Annotated in this window: 17 protein-coding genes; 13 read left to right on the forward strand and 4 right to left on the reverse strand. The window is 68.6% G+C overall.

All coding sequences use genetic code 11. From position 1 onward, the window contains the following. Nucleotides 1–711: 711 nt before the first annotated feature. Together ACFTSF_RS36455 and ACFTSF_RS36460 are read right to left on the reverse strand one after the other, a co-directional pair. Nucleotides 712–1,503 (reverse strand): SOS response-associated peptidase, encoded by a 792-nt coding sequence (locus ACFTSF_RS36455; protein WP_344144120.1) that lies wholly within the window; start codon nucleotides 1,501–1,503, stop codon nucleotides 712–714. 130 nt (nucleotides 1,504–1,633) lie between these two features. Beyond that, a complete protein-coding gene (locus ACFTSF_RS36460) occupies nucleotides 1,634–2,242 on the reverse strand; it encodes a hypothetical protein (RefSeq protein WP_380159557.1) in 609 nt (202 codons plus the stop codon). A 519-nt stretch (nucleotides 2,243–2,761) separates the two neighbouring features. On the opposite strand from ACFTSF_RS36460, the gene ACFTSF_RS36465 reads away from it, so the two are divergent. From ACFTSF_RS36465 to ACFTSF_RS36495, 7 genes are all read left to right on the forward strand, one after another. Next, entirely contained in the window at nucleotides 2,762–4,981 is a 2,220-nt protein-coding gene (locus ACFTSF_RS36465; RefSeq protein ID WP_380159559.1) for a sigma-70 family RNA polymerase sigma factor, read from the forward strand. Between the two features lie 250 nt (nucleotides 4,982–5,231). After that, nucleotides 5,232–6,521 carry an aspartate--tRNA(Asn) ligase gene (gene aspS, locus ACFTSF_RS36470; RefSeq protein ID WP_344144112.1) on the forward strand — a complete coding sequence of 430 codons (1,290 nt, stop codon included), beginning with the start codon at nucleotides 5,232–5,234 and terminating at the stop codon, nucleotides 6,519–6,521. Then, nucleotides 6,522–7,382, forward strand: coding sequence for a phosphotransferase family protein (locus tag ACFTSF_RS36475; protein ID WP_380159561.1), 861 nt, complete (start codon nucleotides 6,522–6,524; stop codon nucleotides 7,380–7,382). It abuts the gene before it with no gap. Nucleotides 7,383–7,389: 7 nt separating this feature from the next. Then, nucleotides 7,390–8,646 carry an ArgE/DapE family deacylase gene (locus ACFTSF_RS36480; protein ID WP_380159563.1) on the forward strand — a complete coding sequence of 419 codons (1,257 nt, stop codon included), beginning with the start codon at nucleotides 7,390–7,392 and terminating at the stop codon, nucleotides 8,644–8,646. Between the two features lie 16 nt (nucleotides 8,647–8,662). Then, nucleotides 8,663–11,389 (forward strand): ATP-binding protein, encoded by a 2,727-nt coding sequence (locus ACFTSF_RS36485; RefSeq protein ID WP_380159565.1) that lies wholly within the window; start codon nucleotides 8,663–8,665, stop codon nucleotides 11,387–11,389. A 137-nt stretch (nucleotides 11,390–11,526) separates the two neighbouring features. Continuing rightward, entirely contained in the window at nucleotides 11,527–12,243 is a 717-nt protein-coding gene (locus ACFTSF_RS36490; protein WP_380159567.1) for an alpha/beta hydrolase, read from the forward strand. Beyond that, nucleotides 12,243–13,022, forward strand: a complete 780-nt coding sequence (locus tag ACFTSF_RS36495; RefSeq protein WP_380159568.1) for an alpha/beta fold hydrolase — start codon at nucleotides 12,243–12,245, stop codon at nucleotides 13,020–13,022. Before ACFTSF_RS36490 ends, ACFTSF_RS36495 begins: the two co-directional genes overlap by 1 nt. A gap of 24 nt (nucleotides 13,023–13,046) precedes the next feature. Here ACFTSF_RS36495 and ACFTSF_RS36500 read toward each other — a convergent pair whose 3' ends face one another. Next, nucleotides 13,047–13,910, reverse strand: coding sequence for an aminoglycoside phosphotransferase family protein (locus ACFTSF_RS36500; protein WP_380159570.1), 864 nt, complete (start codon nucleotides 13,908–13,910; stop codon nucleotides 13,047–13,049). Between the two features lie 58 nt (nucleotides 13,911–13,968). Here ACFTSF_RS36500 and ACFTSF_RS36505 point away from each other — a divergent pair, with 58 nt between their 5' ends. Genes ACFTSF_RS36505 through rsgA form a run of 5 tightly spaced genes read left to right on the forward strand, consistent with a single transcriptional unit; the run spans nucleotide 13,969 to nucleotide 18,894 of the window. After that, on the forward strand, nucleotides 13,969–14,673 hold the full coding sequence (locus ACFTSF_RS36505) for a DsbA family protein (protein ID WP_380159572.1): 705 nt from the start codon (nucleotides 13,969–13,971) through the stop codon (nucleotides 14,671–14,673). A gap of 52 nt (nucleotides 14,674–14,725) precedes the next feature. Continuing rightward, nucleotides 14,726–15,304 (forward strand): DoxX family protein, encoded by a 579-nt coding sequence (locus tag ACFTSF_RS36510; protein ID WP_344144091.1) that lies wholly within the window; start codon nucleotides 14,726–14,728, stop codon nucleotides 15,302–15,304. Between the two features lie 26 nt (nucleotides 15,305–15,330). After that, nucleotides 15,331–16,575, forward strand: coding sequence for a hypothetical protein (locus tag ACFTSF_RS36515; protein WP_380159574.1), 1,245 nt, complete (start codon nucleotides 15,331–15,333; stop codon nucleotides 16,573–16,575). 49 nt (nucleotides 16,576–16,624) lie between these two features. Next, on the forward strand, nucleotides 16,625–17,896 hold the full coding sequence (aroA, locus tag ACFTSF_RS36520; protein ID WP_380159576.1) for a 3-phosphoshikimate 1-carboxyvinyltransferase: 1,272 nt from the start codon (nucleotides 16,625–16,627) through the stop codon (nucleotides 17,894–17,896). Beyond that, nucleotides 17,896–18,894, forward strand: a complete 999-nt coding sequence (gene rsgA, locus ACFTSF_RS36525; RefSeq protein WP_380159578.1) for a ribosome small subunit-dependent GTPase A — start codon at nucleotides 17,896–17,898, stop codon at nucleotides 18,892–18,894. Before aroA ends, rsgA begins: the two co-directional genes overlap by 1 nt. Here rsgA and ACFTSF_RS36530 read toward each other — a convergent pair. Continuing rightward, nucleotides 18,887–19,378 (reverse strand): DUF2231 domain-containing protein, encoded by a 492-nt coding sequence (locus ACFTSF_RS36530; protein WP_380159580.1) that lies wholly within the window; start codon nucleotides 19,376–19,378, stop codon nucleotides 18,887–18,889. The genes rsgA and ACFTSF_RS36530 overlap by 8 nt on opposite strands. Nucleotides 19,379–19,471: 93 nt before the next feature. Here ACFTSF_RS36530 and hisN point away from each other — a divergent pair, with 93 nt between their 5' ends. Beyond that, a complete protein-coding gene (gene hisN / locus ACFTSF_RS36535) occupies nucleotides 19,472–20,251 on the forward strand; it encodes a histidinol-phosphatase (RefSeq protein ID WP_380159582.1) in 780 nt (259 codons plus the stop codon). Nucleotides 20,252–20,258: the final 7 nt, after the last annotated feature.

Consider the following 20,258-nt stretch of genomic DNA (forward strand, 5'->3'; position numbering starts at 1 on the left):
CCACCACCCAACCACCCGCGACTACGCCCACCGCAGCACCACCAAAGGCCGCAGCAAAACCCAAACCATCCGCTGCCTCAAACGCTACATCGCCCGCGAACTCCTACCCCACATCCGCCAAGCACTCCAACCACAAACCACCACTTGACAGCTATAGGAGCATCCGATCAACCATCCGCAGGCGGCCACCGTGGTCGATGCGAGCCCAAGGCGACTCCTTTCGAAGACCTTGAGCACGGATCAACCATTCCCGGAGGCGAATCGTGGTCGAACGGCGCACAAAGTGGTGGGCGCCGCGAGTGGGATCACCGTGCAGCGGGCAACCGCCGGCCGAGCCGCGCTCCCGACAGGCCGACCATCGGCGTACTGACACCACAGGATTCACCCGCCGCCATCTGATGGGTGGACCCATCCGCTGGTGGGCAGCGGGGTTGAGAAGCGGGCGGGCGCGACCCCGATGATGGGGTGAGCTCGTACGGCGCGGTGGTGCGCGCCCCGGGCTCGATTTGGGAGTGCGGCGAGACCATGCGGGAGCCGGTACCACGTGGGAGCCGGTACGGCGCGGTGGTGGGGCAGCGGGGTTCAGAAGCGGGTGGGCGCGACCCCGATGACCGGGGGGAGCTCGTACGGCGCGGTCGTGGGTGCCCGGGGCTTCGATTTGGGAGTGCGGCGAGACCGCGCGGGAGCCGGTATGACGCGGGCACCCGGCGGTCAGAAGAGCGTTGTGCCGTCTTCGCCGCCGACTGGGGGTGAGCCGTCTGGTGGGAGGGGGTCTAGGAGGTGGGGGCCGTTGTTGCGGACGGAGCCGACGGCGGTGGAGACGGCGTAGGCCTCTAGACGGCCGGGGGCGGCTGGGACGAGTAGGCCGAGGAGGTCGTCGGGGTCGGAGGACAGCGGGTCCAGCCAGGCGTCGTACCGGTCGCGCTCGACGAGTAGGGGCATGCGGTCGTGGATGCGGCCTAGGTCGTCGGTGGCGGAGGTGGTGAGGACTGTGCAGGTCCAGAGCCAGGCTTCGTCGGACTCGGCGTCGGCGACCGATTTGTCGCGCCAGATCTCGTAGAGGCCTGCCATGGCGAGGATGCCGCCGTCGGCGGGGTGGATGAAGTAGGGCTGCTTGACGGGTTTGCCGTCCTTCTTCTCCTCGGCCGTGTACCACTCGTAGTAGCCGTCGGCGGGGAGGATGCAGCGGCGGGTGGCGAAGGCCTTCTTGAAGGCGGGCTTCTCGGCGACCGTCTCCATCCGGGCGTTGATCAGCCGGGAGGCGATCGAGGTGTCCTTCGCCCAGGACGGCACCAGGCCCCACTTGACCGTGGTGAGCTTGCGGATCGTCTCGTCGGGGACCTCGCGGTTCTTCCGCTCGACGACCGCGATCACCTCGTTGGTCGGGGCGACGTTGTAGTTCGGCTCGGCCTCCTGGACCGATTCGCGCACGTTGCCCACCTCGATCTCGAACTCCTCGACGAGATCGGACGGGTTCCGGCTGGACGCATACCTACCGCACATAGGAACAGCCTAGACAGTGCCACCGACAAAAGACTGAACAAGCGACGGCGGATCGCTCACCCCGTGATGAGCGATCCGCCGCCGGCCTGATGCGCCCGGGCGCCCCCCTGTTGGCGCCCGGACGCGAGTCCTATGGGCGGGCCAGTTCGTCGAGTACTCGCTCGGCCATGGCTTCCGAACCGGGGAGTCCCTCGATCCAGACGCGGGCCAGCTGCGGTACGTCGGTGTCCAGCCTCCACTGGGTGATCAGGGCTCGTACCGTCTCGACCTGGTCCGGCAGGTTCTTGTCGCGGCCGACGAGCGCCGCCGCGCGGCGTGAGCCGACGCGGCCCAGTACGTCACCGCCGCAGAACACGATCCGCAGGCACTCCGCGACGTCGACGAGGCGGAGTTCGCGCTCGAACGGCGAGGTGCCCGGGGGATTGAGCGGCTCGACAACCACCAGTGCGTGGGTCTGCGGTACGGAAGTTCCACGGAACTCCGCCTCTCGGTAGAGCTCTCCCAGCCGGGACCGCAGGTGCGCCAGGCTGGACAGCCCGGTCAGCGGGTCCTCGCAGGACAGCGTGTGGAGATAGATCAGCGAGGCCTCGGCCCAGCTGGAACTGAGTGCGCGTACCGCGGCGAAAGCCGGCTCGCCCCCGGCGATCGAGCGGTACAGCGCACTCAGCCCATCAAGTGCCTCGAGCAGTGAGACTCCGTCGGCCGCCAGGCGGCGTCCGACCTCGTCACTCGCAGGCACGACATCGGCACCGTCGTGCAACGCCTCGGCAATCGCGAGATAGGCGCTGTGGTCGGTACCTGAACCCCCGTGATACCCCCCGTGCTTTTTCGCTCCGTGCGGGTCCCTCCTCCCGAGCGGTGCACCTGATGACCCCAGATCAGGGGACGACGCTCCCGGCGTACTCCGGGCGGGCGACCCCGCCAGGTTGAGGGACTTCGGCGGGCGCAGGTCGAACCGTCGGCGGATGTCCGCGAACAGTGACATGGCCCTCCTCGAGGCGTCCCTTCAGTCTCCCGACCGGGTGGCCGGAAGCGTCGTTCCAGGGATGAGACAGCCGGGCGGGAACTTCATGACGCGGATTCGCAAAACTTTTTTCGCGTAACTTCTCCGCTGGTCATCTCGTCAGGAAAGGGGCAGAGTTCCGCGTCAGAAGAGGTGCGCCCGGGCGTCCCACGTGGGAGCCTTGTCACCGGCAACGATGTGACAGACGGTGACAACGTGAGTCAGTAGAGTGAGACCAGAGCACGGGGGAGATCGATGGAGACGCCGGAAGGGCCGAGCGACGGCGAGCTGATAGCGCGCGTCCGCAACGGCGACCTGGAGGCGTACGGCGAGCTGTTCGGCCGGCACCACCATGCGGCCGAGCGGATGGCGCGGCAGCTGGTACCGGCCGGGGACGCCGACGACCTGGCCAGTGACGCGTTCGCCAAGGTCCTGGACGCGCTGCGCGGCGGCGGTGGCCCGGACATCTCTTTCCGCGCCTACCTGCTCACGACGGTACGGCGGGTGCACGTCGACCGGATCCGGTCCGGCAAGAAGGTGCAGACCACCGACGACATCGCGGCGTACGAGCGGGAGCCGGAGACCTTCGACGACCCGACTGTCACCGGTTTCGAGAGCGGTGCGGCGGCCAAGGCGTTCGCCAGCCTGCCGGAGCGTTGGCAGGCAGTGCTGTGGCACACCGAGGTCGAGGGTGAGAAGCCGGCCGCTATCGCTCCCCTGCTCGGGCTGACCGCCAATGGCGTGTCCGCACTGGCGTACCGGGCGCGTGAGGGTCTCCGGCAGGCCTATCTGCAGCAGCACCTGGCGGACGTGGCCGGGGACCGTTGCCGCTGGACCACCGAGCGCCTGGGCGCCTATGTGCGCGGCGGACTGACCAAGCGGGAGAACCGCAACGTCCGCGAGCACCTGGACGATTGCGCCAAGTGCACCGCGGTCTACCTCGAGCTGGTCGAGGTCAACAGCGCTCTGCCGGCACTGCTCGCCCCTGCACTGCTCGGTACGGCGGGTCTCGGCTACCTGGCCGCAGCGTCCGGCACGAAGATCGGACTGGTCGGTTTCTTCGTCACCGCATGGCGCAAGGCCACCGAGAACAGCACCCGGACCGCAGTCGGCGCCGGTGCGGTTGTGGTCGTCGCAGTGGCCGCGATCGTCGCGGCCATGGCGCTGACCGGCAACGACACTCCCCCGGCCGCGATCAACAAGCCGCCGGTGTCCGCGCCGACGCAGCCCCCGGCGAAGCCGCCGACTGTTCCGCCGGCCAAGCCACCGACGCAGCCACCGCCGGTGAAGCCGACGACTGCGCCGACCACGGCTCCCACGACGGCTCCGACGACAGCCCCGACCACTGCGCCGACGACGCCGACGCCAACCACGCCGACGCCGACTCCGCCCATACCGACGACACCTGTGCTCGACGAGGGCCTGCTGACGATCACCATGCCGCCGACGCCGCGTAACGGAGGTAGCGCGCCAGCTGAGGCGGCCGGCGGCATGACCTTCATCATCACGATCAAGGCGCCGGCGGCTAACAAGGAGCCGGTGGTGATCGGCCTCAAGTACGGCAAGGCCCTGTCCTGGCCCCTCACTGGCAACCCGCGCGGCTGGACCTGCAACAAGGCCACGGGCGACTGTACGGCGACCAACTCCGCCAAGCCGGAGCCGATGACCGTGTCGTTCGCGACGCCGACCGGTGGTTCGGTCGCGGACCGCACCTTCACGGTGTCCGCCAAGACAGGCCGGTTCTACGACGACGACTCGCGGACTCTGGAAGCCCCGCCGCGCACCGACGAGAACCTGCTGAAGATCACCAAGGGTCCGAACGACGTAGATGTGCACCACCGGGTGCTGACGGTGGCTCCGGGCCACGACCGTCCGTCTGTGACGCTGAAGATCAGCTATGGCTCGAGCCTGCAGTGGCCGATCGCCAAGAACCCGCTCGGCTGGAAGTGCTCCGCCAGCACCAAGACCTGTACGTCGCTCACTCCGCTCAAGCCCGTGCCGCTGCGTGCCGTCTTCAACGTGCCCGAAGGCGGTTCGGCGAGCGCCCGGACGTACACGGTGAGCGCCACGGCCGGACTGGTCAGTGACGTCGATTCCGAGACCCTCCCGGGGATTCGGAACGACGAATCGCTGCTGCAGATCCTCACGCCGTCACCGCACGACGACCCGAACCCGTTCGTCTACAACCGGTTCCTGAAGGTGAACGGCGTCACCGACCGCCGGGTGATCCTGGACATCTCCTGGGGCCGCAACCTGTCGTTCCTGAGTGCGCTGGACCACGGCTGGACGTGCTCCCGGTCGACCGACGTACGGCGTGCGACCTGCTGGACCGACAACTACCGCAAGGCGTTCAACTCGGAGTGGAGTGCCTGGCCCGGCATGGGCACGGCGAACACCGTCACCGTGCACGCCCGGGTCGGCGGCCGCGAGGACACCGACTCCGTGCAGATCCCGCCGGCAAGCGGCAGCCGCTGAAAACTGATTGCCCTGTTGGCCTATCCTGGTTGTTGTTCGCGCTGACGGAACCAAGTAGCGCCGTACGCCACGTCCGAGAGAGTCGCCGGTAGCTGTGAAGGCGGCACGTGGAGCGGTCGCGAAGACACTCCCGAGCGAATGCACGGCAAGAGGCCAGAGCGTCAGCTCTGGTGAAGGTGTGGTGGCACCGCGAGATTCCCCTTCGCCCACACCTCCGGGGTTCGAGCACAGACCTGGAGGTGAAACAGTGATGCGAATTCTCAACCAAGAGATCCCCTCAGCAGTAGGCCAGACCGTGACGGTGGCCGGCTGGGTGCACCGAAGACGACGGCTGGCGGCCGTCAGTTTCCTGATCCTGCGCGACCGGTCCGGCCTCAGCCAGATTGTCGTGAAGGAGGCGGAAACCCAAGCCCAGCTGGACGAACTCGGCGAGGAGACCGTGGTTCAGGTGACCGGTACGGTCGCCGCGAACCCACAGGCACCCGGTGGTGCGGAGCTGGTCGACCCGGTGATCGAGCCGCTCACCGAGCCGGCCGTGACTCCGCCGATCGAGCTGTGGCGACCCACAGTCGGAGCCGGACTGCCCGTCGTACTGGACAACGCACCGGTGGCGCTACGGCACCCTGCGGTGCGGGCGGGCTGGGAGATCGCGGCAGCGGCGCTGCACGGTTTCCGGAGCGCTCTGGACAGTCAGGGCTTCACGGAGATCCAGACACCGAAGATCGTCGGTACGGCGACCGAGTCCGGAGCCAACGTGTTTGCGCTGGACTACTTCGGCGGACCGGCGTATCTGGCGCAGTCACCGCAGTTCTACAAGCAGACGATGGTGGGGGTGTTCGAACGCGTCTACGAGGTCGGACCGGTCTTCCGGGCCGAGCCACACGACACTGTGCGGCACCTGGCCGAGTACGTGTCGCTCGACGCGGAGTTCGGGTTCATCCAGGACCACCGCGACGTTCTCGCCGTACTGCGCTCTGTCCTGTCCACCATGCTGTCGTCGGTGGGCGAGCGGGCGTCGGCCGCGCTGGAGCGCCTCGGAGTCGAGCTACCGGAGATCCCTTCGGAGGTCCCGGTCCTGCATTTCTCCGAAGCACTCAAGCTGGCCGGTGCGAACCCGGACGAGCCGGACCTCGCACCGGCCGACGAGCGTGCAATCGGTGAGTGGGCACTGCGGGAACACGGCAGCGCTTTCGTTGCTGTGGAGGGCTATCCGATGGTGAAGCGGCCGTTCTATACCCACTCACAGCCGTCTGACCCACGCTGGTCGAACTCCTTCGACCTGCTGTTCCGTGGCGTCGAGCTGGTCACCGGAGGCCAACGCCTACACCGCTACAGCGACTACGAGGCCGCACTGGCAGCTCGTGGTGAGTCGGCGGACGCACCGGCGTACAGCTCGTACCTGCAGGCGTTCAAACACGGTATGCCGCCCCACGGCGGTTTCGCCATCGGTCTCGAGCGCTTCGTCGCGCGCCTGACCGGAGCCGAGAACATCCGCCAGGTCACGCTGTTCCCCCGCGACCTCCACCGGCTGACACCGTAGATGGACACCACCGAGTCAGTCGTCGCCGAACTAAACGTTGCCCTGGGCACCGATTATCAGCTGGTGCGGCGACTGACCGGTGGTCTCCAGTCGGGCGCCTTCGAGCTGACCGACGGCGCGGTCCTCAAGTGGACCGACAATCCGGACTGGGCGCCACGCGTCCACCGTGCGGCCGACCTGGTCCGTCGGGCCCGCGCCGTCGGCTACCCGACACCGGAGTGGCTGGCGGTCGGCACTACCGCGGCCGGCTCGCCGTACCAGCTGCAGGCGTTCGTCACCGGTACGCCGGTCCGCGACGGGGCTCTGGTCGACGAGTCGATCGCGCGGCAGCTGATCGCGGCCTGTGAGCTCCAGCGCGACCTGGTGCCCGAGGACGTGGTGAACTGGTCGGGCTACGTGCATGGCGTGGTCTTCGAGGGCTGGGACGGCGTGTGGGAGCGGGTGCACGAGTACGGCGGTGAGCCGGCCGACCTGATCGAACGGTACGGCGTGCTGTGCCATCCGTACCGGGATCATCCGCTGCCCGCCGATGACCTGGTGCACGGCGATCTCAACATCGGCAATCTGCTGGTCGCGGACGGACTGCTGACCGGCATCATCGACTTCGAGGCCGCGGGGTCGGGATCACGGGCGTACGACCTCGTCTCGCTGGCGGCGTCGGCTGCGCGCGACGGTGCGCCGGACGGGATCGACGAGTTGTTCGTGGAAGCCGCGCTACGCGCAGGTGGGCGGGCAGCGGTGGCGGTGTGTGCGGCATCGATCTACGCGAGTGTTGCTGAGTTCGCCCACGGGCGGTCGGCGGTGATGGAGGAGCTGGTGGCTGCCGGGGCGCGGCGCGTGCTCGAGTTGGTCGATGCATGATGGGCGCATGCTGAGTGAGGTTGAGCAGAGGGTCCTGGCGGCTGTCGACGACGAGCGGGTGGTTGCGGAGCTGCGGGAGTTGGTGCGGATTCCTAGTGTGGACGGGACTCCGGCTGAGGGTGAGATCCAGTCGTGGTGTGCGGAGCGGCTGCGGGCACTGGGTCTGGCTGTCGATCACTGGGAGATCGATCTGCCGGCTCTGACTGCTGACCCGGCGTTTCCGGGCTGGGAGGTTGAGCGGGAGCGCGCGTGGGGTTGTGTGGGCGTGCTGGGCGGGGAGGGTACGCCGGGTCTGATCTTCAACGGGCATGTGGATGTCGTACCGCCGGGTGACCTCGCGCAGTGGCCGGACCGAGATCCGTTCTCGGCGCGGGTTGAGGACGGGGTGATGTGGGGCCGTGGGACCTGTGACATGAAGGGTGGGGTCGCGGCCTTCCTTGGTGCGGTGGCGGCGATTGTTGCGGCCGGGGTGAAGTTGCGGAAGCCACTGGCCGTCCACACCGTGTTCGGTGAGGAGGACGGTGGCGCGGGCGCGTTCGCGACGCTGCAGCGGGGGCACACCGGTGAGGCGTGTCTGATTGCTGAGCCGACGGCCGGTGCGGTGATCCCGGCCAATGCTGGCTCGCTCACCTTCCGGCTGGAGGTTCCAGGGCTCGCGACCCACGGCTCGACTCGCTCGCGTGGTGTCAGTGCGATTGAGAAGTTCACCGTGCTGCAGAGCGCGTTGCAGGCGCTGGAGGCGGAGCGGAACCGCGACCCGCACCCGCTGCTCGCCCACCTCGACCTGGCGAACCCATTGTCGGTCGGCACCATCCAGGCCGGTGACTGGGCCAGCACCGTGCCCGACCTACTCATCGCAGAGGGCCGGTACGGCGTCCGCCTGGGCGAGTCCGTCGAGTCCGCCCGAGCGGCGTTCGAGGCGGCGATCGCGGAGTCCTGCGCCAAGGACGACTGGCTGCGCGACCACCCGGTGACGGTCACCTGGCCCGGCGGCGAATTCGCCTCCGGTCTGCTCCCCGACAACGACCCCCTGCTCCCCGAGACCGTCCAAGCAGCCATCGACGCCGGCGGTACGACGCCGCCCGTCAACGGTGCGCCGTACGGCTCAGACCTCCGCCAGTACGCGGCGGCCGGCATCCCCACGCTCCAGTACGGTCCGGGCGACGTGCGCTACGCCCACGCCGCGGATGAGCACGTCCGCCTCTCCGAAGTGCTCCACACCGCACGTGCCTACGCCCTCCTCGCCCTCCGTCGTTGCGCCTGAATGGTAGAAACGCACCATGCAGCCGTTGCGCGGGCGTTCGGAGGAGCTTGGGCGACTGCTCGAGGCTCTGCGAGAGGCTGAGCACGGTACGGCGTCGCTGGCGGTTGTGAGCGGGGAGCCGGGGCTCGGGAAGTCGGCGTTGCTGGCTGCGGCGGTTGAGCAGGCGGAGCGGCAGGGGTTTCTGGTTGCGCAAGCGACTGCGCAGCAGACGGATGACATCAGCCCGCTCTCCTCTCTCGCCCCGGCGCTGCGGGCTGGCCGCGAGCCGCTCATCGACACCGAGCACTTCATGGAACTGGCGGCGCTCAACACGCAACCCCTCTGGCTGGCTGAGCGGTTGGCCGCCTTCGTCGGTCGCCGGTTGGACGGGGTCAAGGCGCTCGTCGTTCTGGACGACGCCCAGTGGTCTGACCCGCTGACGGCCTTCTCCCTGCGCGTTCTCATCGCCCGGCTCGCCAGCCACCAACTGCTGTGGCTGATCGCCACCCGACCGGCTCCTGGCGGTGTGGCCGACCAGCTGGTCAATGCGGTTCAGACTCAGGTCCCCGTGCACACCATCGAGCTAGGTCCGCTCAGTGCAGAGGCGATCCAGGACATCGCGAAGGACCGGCTCAACCGTCCCGTCGAGTCAGGCCTCGCCCTCCAGCTCGCTGGGGTCCAGGGCAGCCCGTTCCTGGCCGAGCAACTGATCGCCGGCCTCTACCTCGGCAACACCACGCCAGACGCTCCCGGCTTTGAGCACACAGCGCCAGCCGCTTCGAGCCTCGACAGCGCCGCAGCAGGCACCCCGGCGAGCGTTACGCCGGTGGGTCCGCTCCTCACGGCTCCTGCCCCGACCGGTCCGCTGCCACCCGGGCTGGTTGAAGGTGTTCGGCGCCGCAGCACGGGGCTCTCTGAGAATGCTCGGACGCTGGTCCGGACGGCAGCCGTGTTCGGCAGCGAGTTCCGGCTTGAGGATGTTGCTGCGCTGATGTCCGAGCCGGTGGCCAAGTTGGCGACCGCGCTCGATGAGGCGATCCACGCTGGCCTGCTGACCGACGCCGGTTCGGCACTGCGGTTCCAGCACGAGCTACTGCGCTCGGCGACCCTGGCCGACGTACCGCCGTCTGCGCAGCGGGCTCTGCACGGTGCTATCGCCACCCAGCTGATCGCAGCCGGCCGTGGCGCGGCCGTCGCGGCGCCACACGTCCTGGCAGTCGCGCAGCCCGGTGACACCGCAGCGGTCAGCACATTGCGGCAGGCCGCGCAGGAGCTGATCGCGACCATGTCCACCACAGCAGCCGAAGTGATCCAGCACGCGTTCGAGCTGACCGCGGTTGACGACCCGCTGCGCGCCGAAGTCGGTGTCGACGTCATCGCCGTCCTGCTCGCCGCCTACCAGTACGACCGAGCCACGGCCTTCGCCGACGACCTGCTCAGCGGTACGGCGCTCTACCACGGACCGGTGACCCCGGATCTGCGCGCGACCGTCCGGCTGCACCTGGCACCACGCCAGTGGGTCACCGGCCGTCTGCAGCGGCAAGACCTCTTCGCCCCGGGTGCAGCACCGCACTTGACCGAGCGCCTCACCGCCTACCGCACTTTGCTCGCACCGGATGAGGTGGCACCGACGGAATTGCTCCCCCGCCTGACCGACCCGGTAGCCCGCGCGATCGTCCACACAGCCGCAGCCGAAGCTGCGAGGGCAGCGGGCCGTTACGCCACCGCTCGCGACTACTACATCAAGGCTCGCGAGACAGCGTCAGACCTGGGCAGTCTCCCGGACACTGTCCTCGAGGTCGGTGAGCTCTACTGCCGCGCCGAGGCCGACGAACTCCCTGCAGCGCTGCAGCGCAGTCGTGAGCTGATGACCGCCGGTGATTGGCAGACCGCGGCACACCTGAGTGTTCTGCACGCCCGCCTCGAGTTCGCGGCAGGCAACCTCGACCTCGCCGAGAAGGAGGCCAAGGCCGGTCTCTGGTGGATGAAGGACCTCCACGACACCGCACTGGTCCCGGCCTCCCATCAAGTGCTCGCTCTGATCGCACTGCTGCGGAACCAGCCCACCAAAGCGCGTGAGCTCGCCGGAACCGACAGCACCATCAACGCGCTGCTGGCGCTCGCCGATGGCGACGACAAGGCGGTCACCCGGCTGCGCGACGTACCGCATGAGTTTCCGGAGCGGATCGACGTACTGGTGCGTGCTGACGCAGAGGACCTCTTGGCTGCTCAGGTCGCCACCAGCCCGTCAGTTGCCGCGCTGGGCGCACACGAGCTTGTCGCTGCAGGCAACGACCTGAAGCGGCTCGCTGCGGCCACAGAGCAGCTTCGAACCACAGGGAGACCGCTACTGCGAGCACTGGCCGCGGACCGCTACGGCCGGGCCGAGCTGGAGAGCGGTGACCGCGCAACCGGGGTTGCCACGCTGGAAGAGGCCCTGGACGCACTCACCAAGCTGGGTGCCTCCGCACCGGCAGGGCGGATCCAGGCGGTGCTACAGGCGGCCGGCGTACGGCGTCGTCGGTGGGCCGCCGTACCGGCTCGGGCCGAGGCCGGGTGGGAGGCGCTCACGCCGATGGAGCGCCGAGTCGCACTCCTGGTCGCGGAGGGGCACACCAACCGGTCAGCGGCCGAGGAGCTGGTCATCTCGGCCAGCACCGTCGGTACGCATCTGCGGTCGGTCTTCGGCAAGCTCGAGGTGAATTCCAGGGTCCAGCTGACCCGCCTGGTGCTGGAGAGGTTCGCCCCTCCCCCGAACGCATGAGTTTTGGGTGCACCGGCACCCCAGCAGGCCTCATGCACTCCCCAGAAGTTCAGTTGATCGGTCGATCCGGCGGAGCGGCGGTCCGCGGCAATCTTCAGGTCATCACCTACTGAACTTCCTGAAGGAGTGCGAGACAGATGACCGACAAGACTCCCACCGTCGTCCTGGTGCACGGAGCGTTCGCCGAGAACGCGTCCTGGACCGGCGTGATCGCCGAGCTCACCAGCCGCGGCATCCCGGCGGTGGCACTGTCCAACGAGCTGCACGGCGTCGCGTACGACGCCGGCCGGATCGCCGCCCAGGTTCGGGAGATCGACGGCCCGGTCGTCCTGGTCGGGCACTCGTACGGCGGAGCGGTGATCACCAACGTGGCGAACGCCGCCGACAACGTGACCGCCCTCGTGTACGTCGCCGCCTTCGTCCCGGACGAGGGCGAGAGCCTGCAGGACCTGCTCGGCAGCTTCCCCGCCAACGACTTCGCCGCCGGACTGGTTCCCCACCAGCTGCCGACCGGTGACGGTGCCGAGGAGACCTTCCTGAGCATCGACCAGGCCAAGTTCCACGACCTGTTCGCGGCCGATGTCGCAGACGCCGAGCTGCTCGGCCGGACGCAGCGTCCGATCGCCGCCGCGGCGTTCGCGGAGAAGTCCGGCCCGGCCAGCTGGACCCGGCTGCCCGTCTACCAGCTGATCGCCACCGGCGACCAGGCCATCCACCCTGAGGGCCAGCGGACCATGGCGGCCCGCGCCAAGGCCACCACGATCGAGGTCGACGGCTCGCACGCAGTCGCCGTCTCGCAGCCCAAGGCCGTGGCCGACTTCATCGCGACCGCAGTCGAGGGTGGTGCGAACTGATGAAGCTCCTTCGCCTCACCGCCGCCGTCGCAACAGCCCTGCTGACAGTCACCGGAGCCACCACCGCTGCCGCGACTCACAAGCCGAAGCCCAAGCCCACCATCGTCCTGGTCCACGGCGCGTTCGCCGACGGCGGTAGCTGGTCGGAGGTGACCAAGAAGCTCCAGCGGGACGGCTACACGGTCGTCTCCCCGGCCGTACCGCTCCGAAGCGTCGCGACTGACACCGAGTACCTGAACGGAGTCCTGGCCGGCATCCCCGGGCCGAAGGTCCTCGTCGGACACTCGTACGGCGGCGCTGTGATCACCGAGCTCGCCGGGGCGGCCGAGGTGAAGTCGCTGGTCTACGTGGCGGCGTTCATCCCGCAGGCCGGTGAGACGATCGGCGCTCTGAACGCTCAGTACCCCGGTAGCGAGATCGGACCGGACACCACGAACGTCATCAGCTACCCAGGTGGGGCGGACCTGGTGATGAAGCCGGATGCGTTCCGGTGGGTCTTCGCCGCCGACCTGCCCAGCCGCCAGGCCGCCGTACTCGCCTCGTCGCAGCGTCCGGTCTCCGCCTCGGTCTTCACCGAGGAGATCAAGGCCAGCGCCCCGGCCGGCCTCCCCAAGTACGCCGTGATCCCCGGCAAGGACCGTGCGATCCCCCCGGCTGGTGAGCGCTTCATGGCCGAGCGGGCGCACGCCACGATCGTCGACGCACCCGGCGCCTCGCACCTGGTCATGCTCTCGGAGCCGAGCCTGGTCACCCGCACCATCGAGCAGGCCGCACGCTGAAGTCCCCTGTCGGCCGGGCCACCCTCACCGGGTGGACCGGCCGACGCCGCGTTCCAGGGCCAGCTCCCCCGCCGCCCGCCAAGTCGGCTTCCCACCTGGCAGCCCCTTGTCCCCGTTGTTCGCCATGGCCAGCACGAACAGCGCCTTCTGCACCGCATGACCGCGGGCGCGCCGGAAGGTCGCATCGTCGACCGGATAGCTCTCGAAGAACCGTTTCGCCGCACCATCCGGCAGCAGGGTCCACGCTGCGGAGATGTCGATAGCAGGGTCGCCGCTGCCCAGGTCGCCGAAGTCGATGACCCCGGCCAGTCGGCCATCTGCGACCACGAGGTTCGCAGGATGCAGATCCGTGTGCACGAGCAGCGGTGCGCCATCCCAAGCCGGTGCGGCGACAGCGTCCGCCCAGATCTCGCGTACGACGTCCCCTGGCTCCACGTTGTCGAAGAAGTGGTCGATGTGGCCCAGCTGGAGCATGCCGGTGCGCGGAGTCGGCGGTACGTCGGCCGGTGCGGGCACATGCAATGCGCGCAGGAACTCCCCCAGCGTCGTACCGGATTCGTCCGCAGTGACGAACTCACGGTCCGCCGGCTCACCGTGCACCCACTGGGTGATCAGCCACGGGTACGGGAACCGCTCCGAGGGCGCCCCACGCCGTACCGGTGTCGGCACTGGTAGCGGGAGCCGGTCAGCCATGGCCGGGAGCCATCGGTACTCGAGTTCGAGTTGCTGCGGCGCACCGGCTTGGCGGGGCATCCGGACCGCCAGTTCGTCGCCCAGCCGCCACATCTGGTTGCCCCAGCCGCCGATGACTTCCCGCAGCTCCAGGTCGGCCAGGTCGGGGTACTGGTCGCGGAGCAGGTTTCGGACGAGGGCTTCGGTGATGTCCATGTGGCGTCAGACGCGTCACACCCGGAATGGGTTCGGACGCGCACCGGTTGTCCTGAACATGCGTATTGATGTCTGGTCCGATGTCGTCTGTCCGTGGTGCTACATCGGGAAGCGGCGCCTTGAAGAGGCGCTGGCCGAGAGTGGTGACACCGCCGAGATCGTCTGGCACAGCTTCCAGCTGGACCCGTCGTCCACGAACGACGACCCGCGGGACCTGCCGACGCGGCTCGGCGAGAAGTACGGCCGCGACCGGGCGTGGGGCGTGCAGGCGAACCAGCACGTGACCGAGGTGGCCGCGGAGCTCGGCCTGGAGTACCACCTGGACCAGGCCAAGGCGGTCAACACGGTGGACGCCCACCGGTTGCTGCACCTGGCTCTCGAGTCCGGCACGGAGACGCAGGGCCGGCTCAAGGAACGGTTGCTGAAGGCATACTTCACAGACGGTCTCCCGGTCGGCGACCACGCCACACTGGCCGCGCTGGCCGCTGAGGTAGGTCTCCCGGCGGACCGAGTGGCCGAGGTGCTGGCCGGAACCGAGTACGCCGACGAGGTGGCCGCCGACCAGGCACAGGCCCTCGCTTACGGGGCGAACGGCGTACCGTTCTTCGTCATCGACGAGAAGTACGGCGTGAGTGGCGCCCAGCCGGCGGAGGTGTTCAGCGAGGCGCTGCGCCGCGCGAACGCCGACCGCAAGCCGGTGACGCTGATCAGCTCGCCGAGCGCGACCGACGCCACCTGCGGTCCGGACGGGTGCCCCATCTGACGGTTGGGCCTGGGTACCGGGAACGCCTCAACACGTGGTGTATGAAGGAGGCATGACTGTCGTGCGTGCACTGGCCAGGCCGTTGCTGTCCGTCATTTTCGTCGCCCAGGGCGTGAGCTCCCTTCGCAACCCCGAGCCGCTGGTGCCGAAGGCGCAGCCCGTGACCGACCGGTTGGTCCCGCTGGTGAAGAAGGCCGTCCCGGCACAGGTCGGCGACCGCATTCCTGAATCGACAGCCAACTTGATCCGGCTGAACGGTGCCGCCCAGGTGCTCGGCGGGCTCGCACTCGCCAGCGGCAAGGGCCGCCGGCTCGGTGCGACGGTGCTGGCGGCTTCGCTGGTGCCGACGACCCTGGCCGCGCACGCGTTCTGGCAGGAGGACGACAAGGAAGCCAAGGCTCTGCAGCGGTACCAGTTCATGAAGAACCTGGGTCTGCTGGGCGGTCTGCTGCTCGCGGCCGTCGACACCGAGGGCAAGCCGGGTGTGGTCTGGCGGGCGAGCCATGGTGCGAAGGCGGCCAAGCGGGAGACCAAGCGCGGCGCCAAGGCAGCCAAGCGCGAGGCGCGGCAGCTTGCTCACGAGGCGAAGGCCGCGGCCCGACTCGCGAAGGCTGAGTTGCACCTCGGCTGACCTGGCGCTGCCCTAATCTGTAGGTCGTGCCTACTTACAGTGACGATGGGCAGTGGTGGTGGGACGGCCGCGCATGGCAACCCGTCACCCAGCAACAGCAGCAGCCGTACGGCGGTCAGCAGCAGCAGTACGCCGCTCCCCCGCAGCAGTACCCGGGTCAGCAGCAGCCGTACCCGCCCCAGCAGCCGCAGCAACCGCAGTACGGCGGCGGACAGCCGCCGTACCCGCAGCAGGGGTTCTACCAACCGCAGCAGCAGCCGCCGAAGAAGAGCCGCACACTCCCGCTGATCGTTGCCGGCGCTGTCGCACTGGTCCTGGTGCTCAGCGTCGGCGGTGTCGTGCTGTGGAAGAAGACGTCGTCCGACGGCGGTGGCGGCACCTCGGCCGGTGCGCCGCCCAAGGACGCCAAGATCATCGAGCCCGGCCAGCCGGTCACCGAGCAGGCTCTGAGCGAGGTGAACCCGCAGGCGTTCCACGAGAGCGTCATGAAGCGTCAGATGGCCACTCCGATCGCCCGGCTGAAGACCACGGTCCTGGACCCGCAGAAGTTCGCCACCGGGCAGCCGATCTGGTCGATCACCGACATGGCTGTCGACCGCCAGAGCAACAAGTACTACTACGCCCAGAGCATCCTGCAGGGCCGTGTGGACAAGGACCCGACGAACCAGGTCTGCACCGACGGCGATCCGAAGCCGATGCTCTGGTCGGACTACAGCAAGCGTTGGGAGCGCAGCAGGTTCGACGACATGGCCTGCCAGAAGATGCCGTACCAGGGCGGTAGCGACTCCATCGTCTCCACCGGGCTGAACGCTGAGCAGGCGGACAAGGTGATCGCCTACTTCCGCACCAACAAGGGCTTCGTGAACCCGGCCCAGCCGACGCTGCTGACTGCCGGTGGGAAGACGTACGTCAAGCAGGTGGTCGACTTCAAGCCGATCACGCTGTCCGACAACAACTACTGGGGCTCCGCGATCCTGATGTGGGGACTGCGCGAGATCGGCATCGACCCGTCCGAGTGGAAGTGGTCGAACCCGTTCAACCTCACGGAGGGCATCCACATGGTCTACTACCTCGACACGAAGACCCTGCTGCCGGTGGCTGCCTTCCAGAGCGGTATCGACACCCCCGCCCAGAACGGCGAACCGGCGGTCAAGCGGGACACGATCCAGGTGGTCAACTACACCTACCCCACGGCGCTCCCGGTGCCGAAGTTCGGCAACTCCCCGAACACGCTGACCATCACGCTGCCGGAAGGCTGGAAGGTCCCGTAGCGGGATGGCCTAGGCTCAAGGCAAGGCAGAAACGGGCTTAGGGAGTGGGATGAGTCAGGAGCAGGGCTGGGCGGCACCGCGGGCCGAGGGGCCGGTCAGCGGCCGGATCACGGTGCCCGGGTCGAAGTCGATCAGCAACCGTGCACTCATCCTCGCGGCGATCGCGGACGGCCCGTCACACCTGACGGGTCTGCTCGCCGCTCGTGACACCACGCTGATGCGGCAGGCGCTGACCTCACTCGGCGTGGGCATCACCGACAATGGCTCCACCGTCACCGTCACCCCGGGCTCGCTCAAAGGCCCGGCGAGTGTGGACTGCGGTCTGGCCGGCACCGTGATGCGGTTCGTGCCGCCGGTGGCCGCGCTGGCTGACGGTGTGGTCGAGTTCGACGGCGACGAGTACGCCCGGGAGCGCCCGATGGGTGTGATCCTGGATGCGCTGCGGACACTCGGCGTACAGATCGAGGACGGTGGCACCGGACGGATGCCGTACTCGGTGTCCGGCACCGGAGCGGTCCGTGGCGGCACGGTCACGCTGGACGCGTCCGGGTCGAGCCAGTTCGTCTCCGCACTACTGCTGGCCGGCGCCCGGTACGACGAGGGTGTCGACATCCGCCATGACGGCAAGCCGGTGCCGTCGCAGCCGCACCTGGACATGTCGGTGGCGATGCTGCGCGAGCGCGGCGTCCAGGTCGACGACTCCGAGCCGAACCGCTGGGTGGTTGCCCCTGGCCCCATTCGGGCCCTGGACAGCGCCATCGAGCCCGACCTGTCGAATGCTGCCCCCTTCCTGGCCGCAGCGGTGCTGACCGGTGGCGAGGTGACGGTGACCGGCTGGCCGGAGCACACCACGCAGCCCGGTGGTCAGCTGCCTGAGATCTTCAGCCGCTTCGGCGCCGAGGCCAGTTGGTCGGAGGACGGGCTGACTGTGCGCGGTACCGGCCGAGTCACCGGCGCAGACCTCGACCTGAGCCAGGTCGGCGAACTCAGCCCGGTCATCGCGGCAGTGGCTGCCTTCGCGGACGGACCGTCGTACCTGCGCGGTATCGCGCACCTGCGCAACCACGAGACGGACCGGCTGGCCGCACTGGAGCGCGAGTTCAACGCACTGGGCGGTGACGTGACGCAGACGGCGGACGGGCTGGAGATTCGCCCGAAGCCCTTGCAGGGTGGACTGTTCGCGACGTACCACGACCACCGGATGGCTCACGCGGCCGCAGTGGTCGGGCTGCTCGTCGACGGCCTGCTGATCGAGAACATCGGGACCACGGCGAAGACACTGCCCGAGTTCCCCGAGCTCTGGTCGGGGCTCGCCGGCTGATGTCGCGGTACGACGAGGAGGCCAAGTACGACCGGCCCAAGCGCCGGACCCGGCCGCGGACCAAGGACCGCCCGTCGTACGACGACGCCGTCATCGGCTTCGTGACCACCCGGGACCGCGGTCGCTACACCTGCTGGGTCGGCGACCGTCAGGTGACCGCCATGAAGGCCCGGCAGCTCGGCCGCACCGGAGTGATCGTCGGCGACCAGGTGAAGCTCGACGGCAACGCCACTGGCGACGAAGGCACCCTGGCCCGCATCGTCGAGGTAGTCCCCCGTACGACGCTCCTGCGCCGTTCTGCCGATGATGACGACCCGGTGGAGCGCCCGCTGGTCGCCAATGCGGACCAGCTGGTCATCGTGGTCGCCGTAGCGAACCCGGAACCGCGCACCGGTCTCATCGACCGCTTCCTGGTCGCTGCGTACGACGCAGGGATGCGGCCGCTGCTGTGTCTCACCAAAACCGACCTGGCCGACCCGACACCGCTCCTGGACATCTACCGTCCGCTAGGCGTGGAGTCCGTCGCTACGCAGCAGGGCGGCGACCTGGACGCGCTCCGCGAGCAGTTGGACGACCGCACCAGCGTTCTGGTCGGTCACTCCGGTGTCGGCAAGTCCACTCTGGTCAACGGGCTCATCGAGGGCGCGAACCGGGCCATCGGTGTGGTCAACGACGTCACCGGCCGTGGTCGGCACACCTCCACGAACACCGTCGTACTGCGGCTGCCCGAAGGCGGCTGGATCATCGACACCCCGGGCATCCGCTCGTTCGGCCTGGCGCATGTCGAGCCCAACAAGCTCATCAACGCCTTCCCCGACCTGGCCGATATCACCGTGGACTGCCCGCGGGGCTGCACCCACACCGAGCTGGCGCCCGACTGCGCGCTCGATGAAGCAGTAGCGGCAGGCCGGGCCGACGCCGATCGGGTGACGTCCTTCCGCCGCCTCCTCGCCAGTCGCGAGGGCCGCGAGCAGAAGGACGCCGAACCGACTACTTAGGCAGCTGCCCGTCCCACACCGCCTTCGCCCCGGCGTCACCGGTGCGAATGGTCTGGTAGATCACCAGTACGCCGATCACGATCACAGCAGCGCTAGTCACCAGCTCGAGCGGCCGGCCGCGGCCTTCCTTGGCCCCCTTACCGCTGGCCAGGGCCGACGGCCCGCCCAGGAGCAGGAACGCGGCCACGGCCGCCACAGCGAAGATGAGGCAGAACCAGAAGAGCAGGTCCCCACGCTCCTGGTGCACCTGGACCGCCTTCTGCAGCGTCGGCACCGCTGCGACAAACGCCTCGCCGCTCTCCTTGGCGACGTACGCAAGCACCAGCGAGCCCACACCGAGCAGCAGCACCGGCCAGCGCAGCAGCCACCGCCAGCGCGGTACGAGCGCGAAAACGATCGCGGTCAGCGCGGACACCGGCAGTACCAGCACAGCGGCGTGGATCACCAGTACGTGCATGGGCAGATCCCCGATGCGCTCGAACATTGACGCCTCCAGGCAGTCTTGTGGTTCCCGTACCAGTGCACACGATCTGAACCCCTATTCGGTTCAACCTCGCCGCAAGCTAGCCTTCCGGCTATGCCCTCGCACACGGATGACCTGCGGCTCGCCCACATCCTGGCCGACGATGCGGACTCGACCACGATGGACCGCTTCAAGGCGCTCGACCTGCATGTCGCCACCAAGCCGGACATGACGCATGTGAGCGAAGCCGACACCAAGGTCGAGGACGTGATGCGCAAGACGCTCTCCCGCGCGCGCCCGCGCGATGCGTTCGTCGGCGAGGAGGAGGGCACGACCGGCTGGGGCGCCCGGCGCTGGGTGGTCGACCCGATCGACGGCACCGCGAACTACATCCGTGGGGTCCCGGTGTGGGCGTCCCTGATCAGCCTGATGATCGAGGACCAGGTCGTCGTCGGCGTGGTCTCGGCTCCCGCGATCGGCCGGCGCTGGTGGGCGTCGTACGGCGATGGCGCCTGGACCGGTCGTTCGCTGCACTCCTCGCAGCCGTGCCGGGTCAGCGATGTGAGCCGGGTCGAGGACGCCTCGCTGTCGTACTCCTCCCTCAAGGGCTGGGACAAACTCGACAAGTCCACGCAGTGGAGCAGTCTGATGGACGACTGCTGGCGGACGCGGGCGTACGGCGACTTCTGGTCCTACATGCTGGTTGCCGAAGGTGCGGTCGACATCGCCGCCGAGCCCGAGCTCAACCTCTGGGACATGGCCGCGCTTTCGATCATCGTCGAGGAGGCCGGTGGCAAGTTCACCTCGGTCGACGGGGCCCCCGGTCCGAACGGTCCGAACGCGCTGGCTACCAACGGCCGGCTGCACGACGAGGTTCTCAAGCGCCTAGCGTGACCACGTA

This window comes from Kribbella sp. NPDC056951 (assembly GCF_042674205.1).
In the GTDB taxonomy this organism is placed as follows: Bacteria; Actinomycetota; Actinomycetes; order Propionibacteriales; family Kribbellaceae; genus Kribbella; species Kribbella yunnanensis.

Coding starts and splice junctions, on each gene's coding strand:
- ACFTSF_RS36455 (WP_344144120.1), bottom strand. CDS start 1,503: ATGTGCGGTAGGTATGCGTCCAGCCGGAACCCGTCCGATCTCGTCGAG.
- ACFTSF_RS36465 (WP_380159559.1), top strand. CDS start 2,762: ATGGAGACGCCGGAAGGGCCGAGCGACGGCGAGCTGATAGCGCGCGTC.
- aspS (WP_344144112.1), top strand. CDS start 5,232: ATGCGAATTCTCAACCAAGAGATCCCCTCAGCAGTAGGCCAGACCGTG.
- ACFTSF_RS36475 (WP_380159561.1), top strand. CDS start 6,522: ATGGACACCACCGAGTCAGTCGTCGCCGAACTAAACGTTGCCCTGGGC.
- ACFTSF_RS36480 (WP_380159563.1), top strand. CDS start 7,390: ATGCTGAGTGAGGTTGAGCAGAGGGTCCTGGCGGCTGTCGACGACGAG.
- ACFTSF_RS36485 (WP_380159565.1), top strand. CDS start 8,663: ATGCAGCCGTTGCGCGGGCGTTCGGAGGAGCTTGGGCGACTGCTCGAG.
- ACFTSF_RS36490 (WP_380159567.1), top strand. CDS start 11,527: ATGACCGACAAGACTCCCACCGTCGTCCTGGTGCACGGAGCGTTCGCC.
- ACFTSF_RS36495 (WP_380159568.1), top strand. CDS start 12,243: ATGAAGCTCCTTCGCCTCACCGCCGCCGTCGCAACAGCCCTGCTGACA.
- ACFTSF_RS36500 (WP_380159570.1), bottom strand. CDS start 13,910: ATGGACATCACCGAAGCCCTCGTCCGAAACCTGCTCCGCGACCAGTAC.
- ACFTSF_RS36505 (WP_380159572.1), top strand. CDS start 13,969: ATGCGTATTGATGTCTGGTCCGATGTCGTCTGTCCGTGGTGCTACATC.
- ACFTSF_RS36510 (WP_344144091.1), top strand. CDS start 14,726: ATGACTGTCGTGCGTGCACTGGCCAGGCCGTTGCTGTCCGTCATTTTC.
- aroA (WP_380159576.1), top strand. CDS start 16,625: ATGAGTCAGGAGCAGGGCTGGGCGGCACCGCGGGCCGAGGGGCCGGTC.
- rsgA (WP_380159578.1), top strand. CDS start 17,896: ATGTCGCGGTACGACGAGGAGGCCAAGTACGACCGGCCCAAGCGCCGG.
- ACFTSF_RS36530 (WP_380159580.1), bottom strand. CDS start 19,378: ATGTTCGAGCGCATCGGGGATCTGCCCATGCACGTACTGGTGATCCAC.
- hisN (WP_380159582.1), top strand. CDS start 19,472: ATGCCCTCGCACACGGATGACCTGCGGCTCGCCCACATCCTGGCCGAC.